The following is a 13,873-nucleotide window of genomic DNA, read 5'->3' as shown; positions in this document are numbered from 1 at the left end:
ATCAGCGAGCCTCGCGGAAGGCGGCCAGCTCACGCAAATGTCCCGTGAGCGAAAGAGTCATGCTTTCGAACGACGCGAGGAATTCTTCGAAGTCCAGGTGCGCGAGTTCGAGCGCTTCGGTAAGCACTACGGCATCACCATCAATCCCGTAAGCGCCATGCAGCAAGTCGGTGGCGTTGAGTTCGAGCAGACGCTTGTTGAGCGCCGCCGCATCCGCCGGATCGGTGGGGTGCGGCATGACCTTCACCCGCAACAGCACCACCGGTGGGTTGTGCGTGACGACGACATCAAAGTCGAGTGATCCTCCCGGACGGACCACCCAGAGTCCGGGTTCTACTTCCTGAAAGCTGGCGCCTTCGGCGCTGAGCCGATCAAGAAACGCCTCGATGTCTTCACGCGTAACCATAATTCGCTTCCCTGTGGGTTCGGATACTGAGCCGTACGGAGGGTGGGGCGGTTTCGTTTCGACACGATCTCCCTGCCTCGCCAAGTTAGCGTCAGGGGCAGCGGCCGGCATACAGGGCGCCACCATTCCCTTCGTTGACCAGCAGAATCCGGCCGTCGGGCAACCAGGTCACCCCTTCGGCCGACCGGTCTCGAATGGGGAGGGCGCAGCGGGCCATGAGCTTGCCGGGACGTCCGGTGGCCGGGTCGGCCTCCAGCACATGCACGGCGCCGTAGCTCAGCAGTACCACCCGTCGCGTGCCATCGGGCTGGAGGGAGGAGAGGCTGGCATCGGTTATGAAATCATGGGCCGAGCCAGCCACCGGGGTTACGGGTACGGAATCCACTACCGCGGCGGTAAAGCGTCCAGGCTGTTGCCAGGCCGACGGAGGGATGTGGTACACGCGGGAAGGGCGAGGCGCCCCGCTGGCCGAACGGGCGGGGCGCTTGGTGATCAGCCAAAGGCTTCCGTCCGGGCCGGCGTACATGGCCTCCACGTCGTGCGGCCCGTCCGCATAGGCCAGTTTGAGCGTCGCCAGAGGCGATACGGTCCCAATGGCCGTCGTAGGTTCCGCCAGCTTATGCACGGCCAGATTGTCGCGGCGAGCGCTGTTGTCTCCGACGTCGCCGATATAGACACAGGTTCCTTCGGGACACGGTCCGGTTGCCAGCGCCTCCCAGTCGCGATTCCTGACATCGCGCACCCGGACCGTCCCGATGACCCGACCGGCGGTATCAAAAGCAAACAGTCGCTCATCGTTGCCGCTGTCATTGTTGCCCCAGAACACGCCCGGTTCTGCAATGGACGCCACCACCCCCGACGCTTCGTTGAACTCCTTGTTCACAAACCGTCCGGTACGCTGCACATCGCGCATAGCCGTGTCGCCGTCGCGTACCCACCGCCCGCGATTGACGTCACGGTCGGCACAGGCCCCAAGCAGCAACAGGCTCGCGGCTCCGTAGCGTCCGGCGGCGTGCCATACGGAAGCCGAGACAGCGCGCCGGGGAGCAGGCCGAACGGGCCAGCCCGTCATCCGCCGGAACGTTTGAGTTCGTACAGACGCTCGCGCGCCAATCGCCGTCCGGTCGGCGTTGCGGCCAGTCCGCCTCCCGCGGTCTCTCGATAGCGCACATCCATGCTGGCGCCGATCTCACCCATCGTATCAATGACTTCATCGGCGGGGATGGCGAACTCAATGCCCGCCATGGCCATCTCAATGGCGGCCATGGCAATGGCGGCGCCAGTGGCGTTGCGGAAGACGCAGGGCAGCTCAACCAGCCCCCCGAGGGGATCGCACACGAGCCCCAACGTGCCTTGCTGTGCGAGCGCGGTGGCGTGCCCTACCTGGCGCGGCGAGCCGCCCAGCATTTCCACGGCGGCACCGGCGGCCATGCCGGCGGCGGCACCGGTTTCGGCCTGACAACCGCCTTCCGCCCCAGACAGGGAGGCCCGCTCAGCCACCACGGCGCCAATGAGGCCGGCGGTGGCCAGCGCATCAATGACCTTGTCGTCGTCGATGCCCTGAGCGGCGGCAAGGCCCGTGAGCACCGCGGGCAGTACACCGGCACCGCCGGCAGTCGGCGCCGCGACAATAACGCCCATTGCCGCATTCACTTCCTGTACGGCCAGAGCGCGGGCGAGCACATCGCGAAACGGCGTGCCGGCGAGTGGACCGGCGGGCCCCGTTCGCATCTTGGCCGCATCGCCACCGACCAACTCCGACGCACTGCGCAAATCCCCCACCAAACCACGTTCGACGGCACCGCGCATCACGACCAGCGCCCGACGCAGCGCGTCACGAATTTCAGCAATGGGACGGCCCTGATCTTTCGCCTCTGCCTCAAGTGCCACAGCGGACAGGGTGGTGCCTCGCGCCTCAGCGTCGCGAATGGCGTCGGCAAGACTGCGATACATCAGTTGGCTCCCAGGTGATGCACGATCATGCGCTCACCTTGTCAAGTCGAAAGGCCCACGCCACCCATGAGAGTTCGCGAATGGCATCGCGCACGCTTTCGTCCGGCTGTTCATCCACTTCGATCACCATGAAGGCATCACCGCCGCGTTCCTTTCGCGACAGCTTGAGCGTGGCAATGTTCACGTTGGCGTCGGCCAGAATACCGGCAATACGTGCCACGCTCCCTTTCACATCGTGGGCAACGAGCACAATGGTGTGCAGATTGCCGGAGACCTCGACCGGATAGCCATCAATCTCGGTAACGAGTACCCGGCCAGCACCAAGGGACGCCCCCACCATCTGCGAGCGGCGATCACCACGTTCGAGCGTGATACGCACGGTATTGGGATGGGCATCATCACCGAGCGACGTTTTTTCGAATTGGTAGGTGAGCCCTTCGCGCTCCATGATTTCGAGGGCCGTGCGCAGCCGTTCATCGTCGGGGCGAAACCCCATGAGCCCGCCCACGATGGCCTTGTCAGTACCATGGCCTTCGCCCGTACGCGCAAAGCTGCCGTGCAGCTCCACGGTGGCTCTTTCCGGGGTCCCACCTACCAGACAGCGCGCCAGCAATCCGAGGCGACAGGCACCAGCCGTATGGCTGGAACTGGGCCCCACCATTACGGGGCCAATGATATCGAGGAGGGAAACCATGCTGGAATGTATCCCGTGCGCCTAGGGAGGCGAACATCCCTCCTGCACAATCCGGCCTGACGCAGACACGCGTCAGACCGGATGGAGGTGGCACAGCTAGCCTGCAGGGCGGCTGAGCCGGCCCTGCGTACTCAGACGTTCTTCTGGCGACGCTTCCCGAACATCAAGAGACCAGCGAGTCCACTCGCCAGGAGCACGTACGTACTCGGCTCCGGCACGACCGTGGCCGAGACACGGAAGTCACCCGTTACCGGGACCAACGTGCCCGTGCCCGTGTTGTTGAGCGAGACGATATTCAGGCGCAGGGCCCCGGTGCCACCATCGAAGGTAAAGTCCTTCGGCAAACTGGTGAACTGAACAGTGACGCCACCGGTCGTCGCACCAAGCACGCCGTTCAGCATGGCGGTATAGGGAAGCTCCGACGGGACAGCGCCACCCGGGGTGATCCACTTCACATACAGCATGAAGTTGGCGGGTTCGGTGTCGAAGTTCCGCGGATCGTTGTTGCCTGGCAGTGAAAAGACGCCAAGGTTGTTATCCGAAGAGGCCAGATTGCCGATGGCTCCAAAGCCACTCTGCGTGGTACCACTGAAGGTATTGCCGCTGAATGACAGGTTGCCGAGGATGGCATTCACGACGGGGGTGCATGACATGCCCGTCGTATAGAAACACCCGAGCGTACTGCCTGAGTACGCGATGTTCTGGGCTGATGCCGGTGCGGCGCTGATCAAGCCAGCGAGCACGACGGCGGTGGACAGACGAGCAACGAGTTTCATTGCAGCTCCGATGGAGAAACGTGATGACGCAGGCGCGAGTCGCGCGTTTCTCCCTAAGTGCAATCCACGTGCCGCGCACACGGACGAGTGCCCACGGCAAGTGGGTGACGCTATATGGTGAGCATGGGCGCGAGATAGCGACCGGTATGGCTCTCCGTCACCCGGGCGACCTCTTCCGGTGTGCCCTGCGCCACAATGGTGCCGCCGCGCGTGCCCCCTTCGGGGCCGAGATCCACAATCCAGTCGGCGGTCTTGATCACATCGAGGTTGTGTTCAATGACCAGTACCGTGTTTCCGCGATCCACCAGCTTGTGCAGTACCCCCAGCAACACTCGGACGTCTTCGAAGTGCAGCCCGGTGGTTGGCTCGTCGAGGATGTAAAGTGTGCGCCCGGTATCGCGCTTGGCGAGTTCCGTCGCCAGCTTGACGCGTTGCGCTTCACCACCGGAGAGCGTGGTGGCACTCTGCCCCAGGTGGATGTACCCCAGGCCGACATCACGCAGGGTTTCAAGCTTCTGCACAATGCGCGGCTGGTTCTCGAAGGCCCCGCACGCATCTTCCACCGTGAGATCAAGCACGTCGGCAATGCTCAAGCCGCGAAAGCGGACTTCGAGCGTTTCCCGGTTGAAGCGCTTCCCCTTGCACACATCGCAGGGCACAAACACATCAGGAAGGAAATGCATCTCGATCTTGACCAGACCATCGCCCTGGCAGGCCTCACAACGACCGCCTTTCACGTTGAATGAGAACCGCCCGGGCCCGTAGCCACGAATCTTGGATTCCGGCAGCTCGGCAAACAGTTCGCGTACCGGCGTGAACACGCCCGTGTACGTGGCAGGATTGGAGCGTGGCGTGCGGCCAATGGGGCTCTGATCAATGTCGATGATCTTGTCGAGGTGCTCGAGCCCGGTAATGCGGCTGTGCAGTCCCGGCAGTACGCGTGCCCGGAAGAAATGCCGGGAGAGCGATTTCTGCAGGATGTCGGTAACCAGGGTGGACTTCCCCGATCCGGAGACACCGGTGACCGCCACAAACAGCCCGAGAGGGAATTCTGCGGTCACGTCCTTCAGGTTGTGCTCACGCGCCCCGTGCACCGTAAGGGTTCGGGCCCGGTCAGGCGTTCGCCGCTGCACCGGGACTTCAATGGAGCGGGTGCCACGCAGGTACGCCCCGGTAATTGAGGCTGGGGTGTTCATGACATCCTCCACCGACCCCGCCGCAATGACGTCGCCCCCGTGCTTTCCGGCGCCGGGGCCAAGATCGATGAGGTAGTCCGCGTCGCGGATGGTTTCTTCGTCATGCTCCACCACAATGACCGTGTTCCCAAGGTCCCGCAGTTGTTTGAGCGTATTGAGCAGGCGGCCGTTGTCGCGCTGATGCAGGCCAATGCTGGGCTCGTCGAGGATGTACAACACTCCAACCAGACGCGAGCCGATTTGCGTGGCCAGTCTGATGCGCTGCGCTTCGCCACCCGAGAGCGATTCGGCACTGCGATTGAGCGTGAGGTAGTCGAGACCAACATCGACCAGAAAGCGCAACCGTTCACGAACTTCCTTGAGAATCGGGCCGGCAATGCCGGCATCGAGCCCCGGGTGTCCTGGACTGCGCACCGGTACGGTTTCGAAAAACGCCAGCGAATCGGCCACGCTCAGCCCCACCACATCGCCGATATTCATGCCGTGCAGCGTGACCGCGAGCGATTCCGGCCGTAACCGGCGACCACCGCAGGCGGGGCACGGGGCGGCCACCATGTACGCGTCGAGTTCCAGGCGCACGCCGTCGGAACTGCTCTCGTCGTAGCGGCGCTGCACGTGGGTCACAATGCCTTCCCACGATGTCTCCGGGGCCTTCGCGGCCGTCTTGGCGGCCGTTTTCGCAGCGGCCCCCTTCACCGCCTTCTTGACCGCCTTGCGGGCACGCGGCGGTGTGTCGCCCATGCCATACAACAGCTGCTGACGCACCGCTGCCGGGATCTTGCCCCACGGGGCGTTCAAATCAAAACCGAGCAGCTTGCCGAGCCCGGGGAGGATGACCTTGCGCAGGTAGCCGTCGGGCTCACCCCACGGCAGCACGACGCCCTCAAGAATGGAGATACTGGGATCGCCAAGGATGAGTTCTTCGCTGACGCTGCGAGTGGTCCCGAGACCACTGCACATTTCGCACGCCCCGAAGGGCGAATTGAAGGAAAAGTGACGCGGCTCAAGCTCCGGCATGGAAATGCCGCAGTTGGGGCAGCCGTACCGTTCGGAGAACATCTCCGTGGTGGGCTCGGCCCCATCGTACCGCACCACTTCGGCCAAGCCCTCGGCGAGACGCAAGGCCGTCTCCACGGAATCGGTAATGCGCCCACGGTCTTCGTGCCGAACCACGAGGCGATCGACCACCACGGAGATGGAGTGATTGACGCGACGATTGAGTTTCGGCGGATTCGCCAGCTCGATCATTTCGCCATCGACCACCGCGCGCACGAAGCCCTGCTTGCGTGCCCCTTCAAACAGCTCGCGAAACTCCCCCTTTCGCTCCTGTACCAGCGGCGCACGAATTTCGAGCCGGGTCCCCTCGGGCCAGGCCAGCACCTGTTCCGCGATCTGCGTGGGACTCTGTCGCTGCACCGCACGGCCACAGTTGGGACAATGCGGCGTCCCCGTGCGCGCGTACAACAGACGGAGGTAGTCGTAAATCTCCGTGACGGTTCCCACGGTGGATCGCGGGTTATGCCCTGCCGATTTCTGCTCAATGGAAATGGCCGGCGACAGCCCTTCGATGGCATCGACATCAGGCTTTTCCATGAGCCCGAGGAACTGTCGGGCGTAGGCCGACAGCGACTCCACATAGCGCCGCTGCCCTTCAGCATAAATCGTATCAAAGGCGAGCGACGATTTTCCGGATCCGGACAGACCGGTGACCACCGTGAGTTTGTCGCGCGGAATCGTGACGCTGATGTTCCGCAGATTGTGCTCGCGCGCGCCGCGCACCACGAGGGCGTCGGAAGAGGGCACGCCGGACGGATTCGTCGGTTCAGGCATAGTCTGGGAAGGTGCGGAAAGCGGCGGGCGGAAACAACCCCAGGGGGTCGGTCGTCCGTGGGATATGATCGAGATCACTTCGCTCTCCAAGCGTTTCGGCGATTTCACGGCCGTACGCTCCCTCGACCTGGTGGTGCCGGCCGGCGAGCTGTTCGGCTTCCTTGGCCCCAATGGGGCAGGCAAGACCACCACCATGCGCATGATTGCCGGGATTCTGCAGCCCACGGCTGGGCGCATTCGTATCGCCGGTCATGATATGGTGGCCGAGCCGCTAAGGGCCAAACGGGCGCTGGGGTTCATTCCGGACCGACCGTTCATTTACGAAAAGCTCACGGGGATCGAGTTTCTGCGCTTCAGCGCGGGACTCTACGGCGAAGCCGGTCCGGACGTGGACCGCCGTGGCCATGAGTTGCTGGCTCTCTTCGATCTGGAACCGTGGCGAGACGAGCTGGTGGAGAGCTACAGCCACGGCATGCGGCAGAAACTCATCATCGCCAGCGCCTTCGTGCATCGGCCGGCGGTGATTGTCGTGGACGAACCCATGGTGGGACTGGACCCCAAATCCTCCAAGATTCTCAAGGATCTGTTTCGCGAATACACGCGACGCGGGCATACCGTCATGATGTCCACGCACACGCTCGAAATTGCCGAAGGGATGTGCGATCGCATTGGCATCATGCAGAAAGGCGAGCTGGTGGCCTGCGGCACGATGGACGACCTGCGCGCCTCCACCGGCGCTGACGATGCACTCGAAGACATCTTCCTGCGCCTGACGGGCGACCGGGTGGCCCGCGAGCTGATCGAGGTCCTCGATGCCTGAAATGGCGTCGAACAGCGGACTTGGACATGGCACGGTGGAGGCGCCGGAGACCGGCGCCTGGTCACTGCTGCGTCCCAAGTGGCAAATGGCACGCAACCGCACCCGGCGGCACAAACAGGGCGACCTGCGCCGGATCGTCGTGGTGAGTCTGGTGGCGTTGGGATTCTGGAGCGTGGCCTTTGGGCTGGCGCTTCGCTTGCTGCGCTATTTCCGTGGCGCCGAAGACATTGGCGCGCTGCTGGCGTCCAAGCTGCTGGCCATGATTCTGCTGTCGTTCGGTTCCATTCTGTTGCTGTCGAACACCATCGCGGCCCTTTCCAATTTTTTCCTGGCCCGCGACCTGGACCAGCTGGCCGCGGCCCCCGTGGGCAGTGGGGCGTTGTATCGCGCCCGACTCGCTGAGACGGCCATGCACTCCAGCTGGATGGTGGCGCTGCTCCTCGTCCCGCTGGTGGGGGCGTACGGTGTGGCATATCAGGGCGGTGTGGACTTCGCACTGTTCGCGCTCGCCGTGTTTATCCCCTTTTTGCTCATACCCGCGGCGCTCGGTTCCGGGGTCACGCTGCTGCTGGTGAACATCTTCCCGGCCCGTCGTACCCGCGACCTGTTGAGCGTGATTGCCGCGATGGCCATTGCCGGCCTCGTGCTGCTGTTTCGGGCAGCCCGTCCGGAACAGCTGGCGCGTCCTGAGGGCTTCGCGAACTTCATGCAATTCGTCGCGGCGCTGGATACGCCGTCGTCGCCGTGGCTGCCCAGTGAATGGGTCAGCGAAGCGGTCGTGAAGTACCTGAGTGGCAAGGCCGCCTGGCAACCGCTGCTGCGCCTCTGGGCCGTGGCCGGCGCCCTGATTGCGATGGGCCACGTGCTGTACGCCCGTGGCTGGCGCCGAGCGTACAGCATGGCGCAGGAAGGGGCCACCAAGCGAGGGACAGCCGGCGCGCAGCGTCCATGGTTGGATCGCGCACTCGCGGTCCTCGGTCCCCTGCGGCGCGAACTGGTCCTCAAGGAACTGCGTGTGTTTGCGCGTGACAGCACGCAATGGTCGCAACTGGTGCTGTTGGCCGTGCTGCTCGTAGTGTACGTCGCCAATGTGCGCTATCTGCCGCTCACCGGTGATGGCGTTACGGTGTTGCTGCGGAACCTTATTCCCTTTCTCAACCTGGCGTTGGCGGGCTTCGTGCTGGCGTCAATTGCGGCCCGGTTTGTCTTCCCCAGTGTGAGTCTGGAGGGACGTGCACTCTGGCTGTTGCGCTCCAGTCCCCTGCCCGTGCGCGAGTTGCTCTGGGCAAAATTCTGGGTGGGGGCCATTCCCTTGTTGCTCCTTGCGTTGGTGCTCGTGGGCGCGACCAACGTGATGCTCAAGGTGCAGCCTTTTGTGCATCTCGTCTCCCTGGTCTCCATCGCCGCCCTCGTGTTCCCGCTCACTGGGCTGGCCCTGGGCTACGGCACATTCTATCCGCAGTTCGACAGCGAAAATGCCGCGCAGATTCCCACATCGTTCGGAGGCCTCATGTTCATGATGTCGGCCATCGGATTGATTGGCGCGGTCGCCTATCTCGCCGGACGTCCGGCCGCGCGTTGGATTGTGGCGGAGCACTTTGGGCGCGTGCGGGACCCGCTGGATATGGTGCTGCCCTTCACGGTGGCAGTGGTCGTCTGCGTCGCCGGTACGGCGGTGCCATTGATGCTCGCGCGCCAGCGACTGGAACAGCTCGAGCGGGCCTGACGGCTCCCGGCGTGACAGGGTTTGGCCCACTTCGGCCAACCCGCTACGTTTCGCGGCCATGGCCCGCTCAAAACCTGCGCCCATCCACATCCCGCTCCCGGCCGAAGAGGCCGCGGCGTTCCGTCGTCGGCTGCACCGCTGGTACAAGCAGCATTCGCGGGACCTGCCGTGGCGTACCACTCGCGATCCGTACCGCATTCTGGTGTCGGAGCTGATGCTGCAGCAGACGCAGGTGTCGCGGGTGCTTGATTTCTATCGGCGTTTTCTTGAACGCTTCCCCGATCTTGAGTCGCTCGCCAAGGCACGCCCGCAGCGCGTACTGGAAGCGTGGGAAGGCCTTGGCTACTATGCGCGCGCGCGCAATCTGCACAAGCTCGCCAAGCACGTCACGTCCAGTCCCAGCGGCATAATTCCCAGCGAGCCGGTGGAGTTGCAGGCGCTCCCCGGCGTTGGTGCCTATACCGCCGGGGCCGTGGCGTCATTCGCCTATGAAAAGCGTGCGGCGCTCGTAGACACAAACGTGGCGCGGGTGCTGCACCGCGTGTTTGCCCCGGAACTGAACCCCAAGAGTGGCCCCGGTCTCAGACGTCTCTGGCAGCTGGCCAACGAACTGCTGCCGCGCACCGGGAAAGTCACCTGGACGCACAATCAGGCGCTCATGGAACTGGGTGCTCTGGTCTGCTCAGCACGGGCACCCAAGTGCACGGTCTGTCCGGTAAAGCGCCAGTGTGCGAGTGTGGAACGCTTCGTCGGCGGCGACTGATTTGCCGGACGTGATTGCTGCAACCTGCGGTACCGTACGCGCGCGCACGGCCCCCTTGGCTGATCGCGCGGCACATGCCGCTGCCGAAGCGCTGGGGCAGCAATGGTTCGGCCCGAATTTCAACGAATCAGTCTTTGATCACTGGGCCGCGCGCGTCGCGCATCTGCTTTTTGTCGCCGAAGAGCGGGAGACCGGTGCGTTTCTTGGCTACGCCGATCAGATGTTTCTCGCGCCTGCCGTAGACGTCGCGCTCCGCGCCGGCACGATGGCCGAGGAAGACTTTGGGGCACACGCCGTATTGGGCGATGCCGAACTGTTGGCGCTGCCGGCGGGGACGTCCGTCACGTTGTATCTGGCCGGCATGTGCGTGACGGCCCCGGGGACCCCGCAAGGTCATGAGGCCGCGAAGGCTCTGCGCGAATGTCGCCGCGTGCTCGTGGGCGAGTGGCGGGCGCGCGGACTGCACCTTGCGATTGTGATGGCTGCCGCCACCGAGGCGGGTGAGCGCCTTGCCCAACGCGCTGGCGGCCGGCTGGTATCGCCGGCCGCCGAGCGGGTGGATGGATACAACCTGTATGAACTTCCCGACCTGTTACAGGACGCCGTAGGGGAGTGAGGCGATCACCCGTTCCAGCGTAAGCAGTGCGGGAGCGGCGTCCGCCGCACTGAGACGTCTTGACTGCACCAGTGCATGGAGCTCGTTGACCAGGGCACCAAGCTGCCCGGCTGACGCCTGCGGGTTAGTCCGGCTGATGGATGCCCCTGCGTTGCGGATCTTCACGGCCAGAGAGTTGGCTTGACCGCGATTGAGTCGACCGGCAGTCCCCAACTGCGTGACCTGCGCGGCGGCTTTCTCCAGCCCTTCGGCTGACGAGAGCACCCGCACCGTGGTGGAGGCCTGACTGAACAGCGTCCGGATGTCGGTTACCGTCACCGTGGCTGTGAACGTCCCGGGCGAGCTGTATTGCACCGTGGGGCTCACGCCATTCACCGTACGACCGTCTCCCGTGGTCCAGCGATAGGTCAGGGCGTCCCCATCGGCATCGGTAGACGCCGCTGCGGAGAGGGTGACGGATTCGCCGGCGAGAATTTCAAAGGGACCATTCACCCGAGCCACCGGCGCCTTCGTGTTGCTTTCGACGGCGATTTCGATCTGATCGTTGAGCAACGCCAGCAGATCGTAGCCACTCAGCGCTTCCACCGAATCAACGGTCGTGCGGTACGTGGTCCAATCGGGGCTCGGCATCGCGTCGGCATTTGGCATGACGACGGCGATGATTTCATCGGGCACCAACCCGGCGTTCACATCCGCCAGGCCGCGGTTGCGCGGGAGCACAATGGCCACCTTCCACAGGTTCTCGGGAATGGTGACCACCCCACGATCGTTCAACGTGCCACGGCTACCGGCCACGCCGGTGATGATGAAGACTTCCTTGTTCTGCACGTCGGCCTTGTTGGTGAGGTAGTTCTCAAGCTGCAACCACGGGCCTTCGTTGTTCGCTTCCGTCTGCGGAATGATATTCGTGAAATAGAACGTCGTGGCGTTGTCGAGCACACCAGTGGTGCGATCCTGCGACTTCACCAGATGGCCACGAGAATATCCTGAGCCCACGTAGTCAAAGGTGCTGTAGCGGGTAAACGATGCGGGTAGTGCCGAGTCGAAGGTGAAACACTCGCAACGCCCGGAGCCACCGACATGCGTGTCTTCCAGATTGTACGACACCCAGTTCGGCGTGTTGCGCGTGCGGCTGTACGAGAAGGCCATCTGGTCGCGACGCACCACATAGTCATCGGCCGGTGATCCATCGACGGGAACCCCGAACTCCGTATGATCGGCGTAGACCGCCGTTGTCGAGGCCGTCGCTTCCCGAATGGGGAGCTCGAACGTGAGGGTAAAGCCATTGGCGGTCGTCGCCCGGAAGCGGGCCGTTCCCACACCCACACCACGAATCACGTTGTTGGGGAGCACGGTGGCCGTGGCCGGCGTTTCGGAGACCATGGGGACGTCGTATGTCACCACCTGGCCATCGAGGCGCTGGGTTACCGTCAACAGATCCTCAAATCCCACTGGGAGTGCAGGATCAAACGGGGTGCGGAAACCAAAGCTGAGAGTGGTGCGCGGCACGCGGGTACCACGCCCGTTGCAGACGCCAAAACTATCGAGCGACGAGGACCAGACATCACTGAGTGAGCGCTGCAAACTCGAGGTCACGGCAGCACCGCTCTGCGACACGCCAATGTTGCGCGACGTCATGCCGGCCGCCGGTCCGTCGGTTGCCGCAAAGACCCCTTCGTACGACAGGAACTCGACCACCGCGCCGGCCGCATTTACCAGCGCCATGCCATCGGGGCCGTTCTGCAGGAGGCCGGTGGGATACTCCAGCACCTTTACGCCGCGCCCCGAGCACTCATTGGCAAAGCTGCCGCTCAGAGTGCGGATGTCGTATTGCCGCCCCCCATTGCCGTTGTACAGCACGACCTGCCATCCCGTCAGATCAGTGTTGGCCGGCCCTTCAATTTCGATCGCTTCGCCGTAGTCCTCTCCACTGTTGTCGTAGTGCAGTTCCGTAAACCGCACGGCGGGCAGCGTGGCCGGTTCCGGTACCGTAATGACGGCCGTGCCATTGAATGCGCCGGACGAAGCGGTGATGGTCGCCGATCCTGGAGCAACCGCGGTCACTACGCCGGCGGCGCTGACCGTCGCCACCGTTTCGTCACTGGATGCCCACGTGAACGTGGCCGTGGTGACGGTGTTCTTCTCGGCATCTTGTGCGATGGCCGTGAGTGGCTTGGTAGCGCCGATCTGGACCGTCGCGGTGGTTGGTGCCACCGTGACGGACGCAATTGCACCAACCGTGGGACCGCCACCGTTGGTGGTGCCGTCGTTGCAGGCGCCGAACGTGTTGGTCGTGTTGCTGGTGACCCAGGTATTGCCGGTTCCGCGGGCCACTGAGCCGTCGCTCGTGCCGCTGGCACCTCCGGTTTCTGACGCACCGATATCCGTTGACGTAATGCCGACCGCGGGTCCATTCGTGGCCTGAAACACGCCTTCGTACGAGAGAAACTCCACCACACTCCCGGCGCCGTTCACGAGCGCCATGCCGTCGGGGCTTCCATTCTGAATGCCATTGACGGGATACAACGCGACCACGACTTCTCGCTCGCCACCAACGCATGCCGAACGAGACAGCGGCGCCAATGCACCGGTGGAATAGCTTTGCCCGTTGGCGCCGTTGTATAGCACCAGTTGCCAACCGGTCAGATCCTGTCCTACCGGCATCGAGATTTCGATGCGCTCGTTCGCATCGGTCCCGTTGTTGTCGTAGTGAATTTCACTGAACCGGACAGATGGCGCCGGGTTCGTCGTGAAGTAGCGCGGCGAAGCGATATCGCCAGCAGTTGACGTCACGCGGTCGGCACCACACGCGGACAGAAGCACGGCCGCCGCGGCGAGCGCGGCGCTGGTATATCGAGTGTGTATCATGGTCAGAAGAGGAGGCATCATCGCCGCCAGAACGCGGGCATGTGTCGAAACGGAACTCCATGCTACCATGACCGGGAGTATTCCGAAAGCAACAAAAATCCCGCGTGACAGGGGCGTTACCCCTCTCCGCGGGACTCTGCGTCAACAGCTTTGCCGTAAACATGTTGCGAGGAACCAGCAGTGGATCCGATCGCGCCATGTGCCCTCCGTGTAACGCTCCGTCAG

At 63.6% G+C, this 13,873-nt stretch carries 11 protein-coding genes; 4 read left to right on the top strand and 7 right to left on the bottom strand.

The genetic code is table 11. The features are described 5' to 3' along the window. Nucleotide 1: 1 nt before the first annotated feature. From GEMMAAP_RS04985 to uvrA, 6 genes are all read right to left on the bottom strand, one after another. Nucleotides 2–406, bottom strand: a complete 405-nt coding sequence (locus tag GEMMAAP_RS04985; protein WP_053334246.1) for a YbjN domain-containing protein — start codon at nt 404–406, stop codon at nt 2–4. A gap of 91 nt (nt 407–497) precedes the next feature. Beyond that, nucleotides 498–1,478, bottom strand: coding sequence for an SdiA-regulated/phytase-like domain-containing protein (locus GEMMAAP_RS04980; RefSeq protein WP_053334247.1), 981 nt, complete (start codon nt 1,476–1,478; stop codon nt 498–500). Continuing rightward, complete coding sequence (gene sdaAA, locus GEMMAAP_RS04975) at nt 1,475–2,359, bottom strand: L-serine ammonia-lyase, iron-sulfur-dependent, subunit alpha (RefSeq protein ID WP_026849995.1); 885 nt, start codon at nt 2,357–2,359, stop codon at nt 1,475–1,477. The genes GEMMAAP_RS04980 and sdaAA overlap by 4 nt, the downstream gene beginning before the upstream one ends. Nucleotides 2,360–2,384: 25 nt before the next feature. Continuing rightward, nucleotides 2,385–3,053, bottom strand: coding sequence for an L-serine ammonia-lyase, iron-sulfur-dependent subunit beta (gene sdaAB / locus GEMMAAP_RS04970; protein WP_026849996.1), 669 nt, complete (start codon nt 3,051–3,053; stop codon nt 2,385–2,387). Between the two features lie 131 nt (nt 3,054–3,184). Beyond that, nucleotides 3,185–3,829, bottom strand: coding sequence for a PEP-CTERM sorting domain-containing protein (locus GEMMAAP_RS04965; RefSeq protein ID WP_026849997.1), 645 nt, complete (start codon nt 3,827–3,829; stop codon nt 3,185–3,187). Nucleotides 3,830–3,939: 110 nt separating this feature from the next. Next, entirely contained in the window at nt 3,940–6,855 is a 2,916-nt protein-coding gene (gene uvrA, locus GEMMAAP_RS04960; RefSeq protein ID WP_053334248.1) for an excinuclease ABC subunit UvrA, read from the bottom strand. Between the two features lie 64 nt (nt 6,856–6,919). Here uvrA and GEMMAAP_RS04955 point away from each other — a divergent pair, with 64 nt between their 5' ends. From GEMMAAP_RS04955 to GEMMAAP_RS04940, 4 genes are read left to right on the top strand one after another with little or no spacing between them, the layout of a single operon-like run. Further along, nucleotides 6,920–7,675, top strand: a complete 756-nt coding sequence (locus GEMMAAP_RS04955; protein ID WP_026849999.1) for an ABC transporter ATP-binding protein — start codon at nt 6,920–6,922, stop codon at nt 7,673–7,675. Beyond that, the gene (locus tag GEMMAAP_RS04950) at nt 7,668–9,401 is read left to right on the top strand and encodes a putative ABC transporter permease subunit (protein WP_082821078.1); all 1,734 of its coding nucleotides are present in this window, start codon (nt 7,668–7,670) and stop codon (nt 9,399–9,401) included. Before GEMMAAP_RS04955 ends, GEMMAAP_RS04950 begins: the two co-directional genes overlap by 8 nt. A gap of 58 nt (nt 9,402–9,459) precedes the next feature. Next, entirely contained in the window at nt 9,460–10,164 is a 705-nt protein-coding gene (locus tag GEMMAAP_RS04945; RefSeq protein ID WP_026850001.1) for an A/G-specific adenine glycosylase, read from the top strand. Nucleotides 10,165–10,174: 10 nt separating this feature from the next. Then, a complete protein-coding gene (locus GEMMAAP_RS04940) occupies nt 10,175–10,780 on the top strand; it encodes a hypothetical protein (protein WP_026850002.1) in 606 nt (201 codons plus the stop codon). Here GEMMAAP_RS04940 and GEMMAAP_RS04935 read toward each other — a convergent pair. After that, complete coding sequence (locus GEMMAAP_RS04935) at nt 10,757–13,648, bottom strand: DNA/RNA non-specific endonuclease (RefSeq protein ID WP_158514740.1); 2,892 nt, start codon at nt 13,646–13,648, stop codon at nt 10,757–10,759. The genes GEMMAAP_RS04940 and GEMMAAP_RS04935 overlap by 24 nt on opposite strands. Nucleotides 13,649–13,873: the final 225 nt, after the last annotated feature.

The sequence above is a fragment of the Gemmatimonas phototrophica genome (assembly GCF_000695095.2).
Taxonomy (GTDB): Bacteria; Gemmatimonadota; Gemmatimonadetes; order Gemmatimonadales; family Gemmatimonadaceae; genus Gemmatimonas; species Gemmatimonas phototrophica.
The sequence above is the reverse complement of the archived record's forward strand: the minus strand, read 5'-3'. Positions and strand labels throughout refer to the sequence as shown.

Bases quoted from the DNA above. Each gene is read 5' to 3' on its own strand.
- GEMMAAP_RS04985 (WP_053334246.1), bottom strand. From the start codon at position 406: ATGGTTACGCGTGAAGACATCGAGGCGTTTCTTGATCGGCTCAGCGCC.
- GEMMAAP_RS04980 (WP_053334247.1), bottom strand. From the start codon at position 1,478: ATGACGGGCTGGCCCGTTCGGCCTGCTCCCCGGCGCGCTGTCTCGGCT.
- sdaAA (WP_026849995.1), bottom strand. From the start codon at position 2,359: ATGTATCGCAGTCTTGCCGACGCCATTCGCGACGCTGAGGCGCGAGGC.
- sdaAB (WP_026849996.1), bottom strand. From the start codon at position 3,053: ATGGTTTCCCTCCTCGATATCATTGGCCCCGTAATGGTGGGGCCCAGT.
- GEMMAAP_RS04965 (WP_026849997.1), bottom strand. From the start codon at position 3,829: ATGAAACTCGTTGCTCGTCTGTCCACCGCCGTCGTGCTCGCTGGCTTG.
- uvrA (WP_053334248.1), bottom strand. From the start codon at position 6,855: ATGCCTGAACCGACGAATCCGTCCGGCGTGCCCTCTTCCGACGCCCTC.
- GEMMAAP_RS04955 (WP_026849999.1), top strand. From the start codon at position 6,920: ATGATCGAGATCACTTCGCTCTCCAAGCGTTTCGGCGATTTCACGGCC.
- GEMMAAP_RS04950 (WP_082821078.1), top strand. From the start codon at position 7,668: ATGCCTGAAATGGCGTCGAACAGCGGACTTGGACATGGCACGGTGGAG.
- GEMMAAP_RS04945 (WP_026850001.1), top strand. From the start codon at position 9,460: ATGGCCCGCTCAAAACCTGCGCCCATCCACATCCCGCTCCCGGCCGAA.
- GEMMAAP_RS04935 (WP_158514740.1), bottom strand. From the start codon at position 13,648: ATGATACACACTCGATATACCAGCGCCGCGCTCGCCGCGGCGGCCGTG.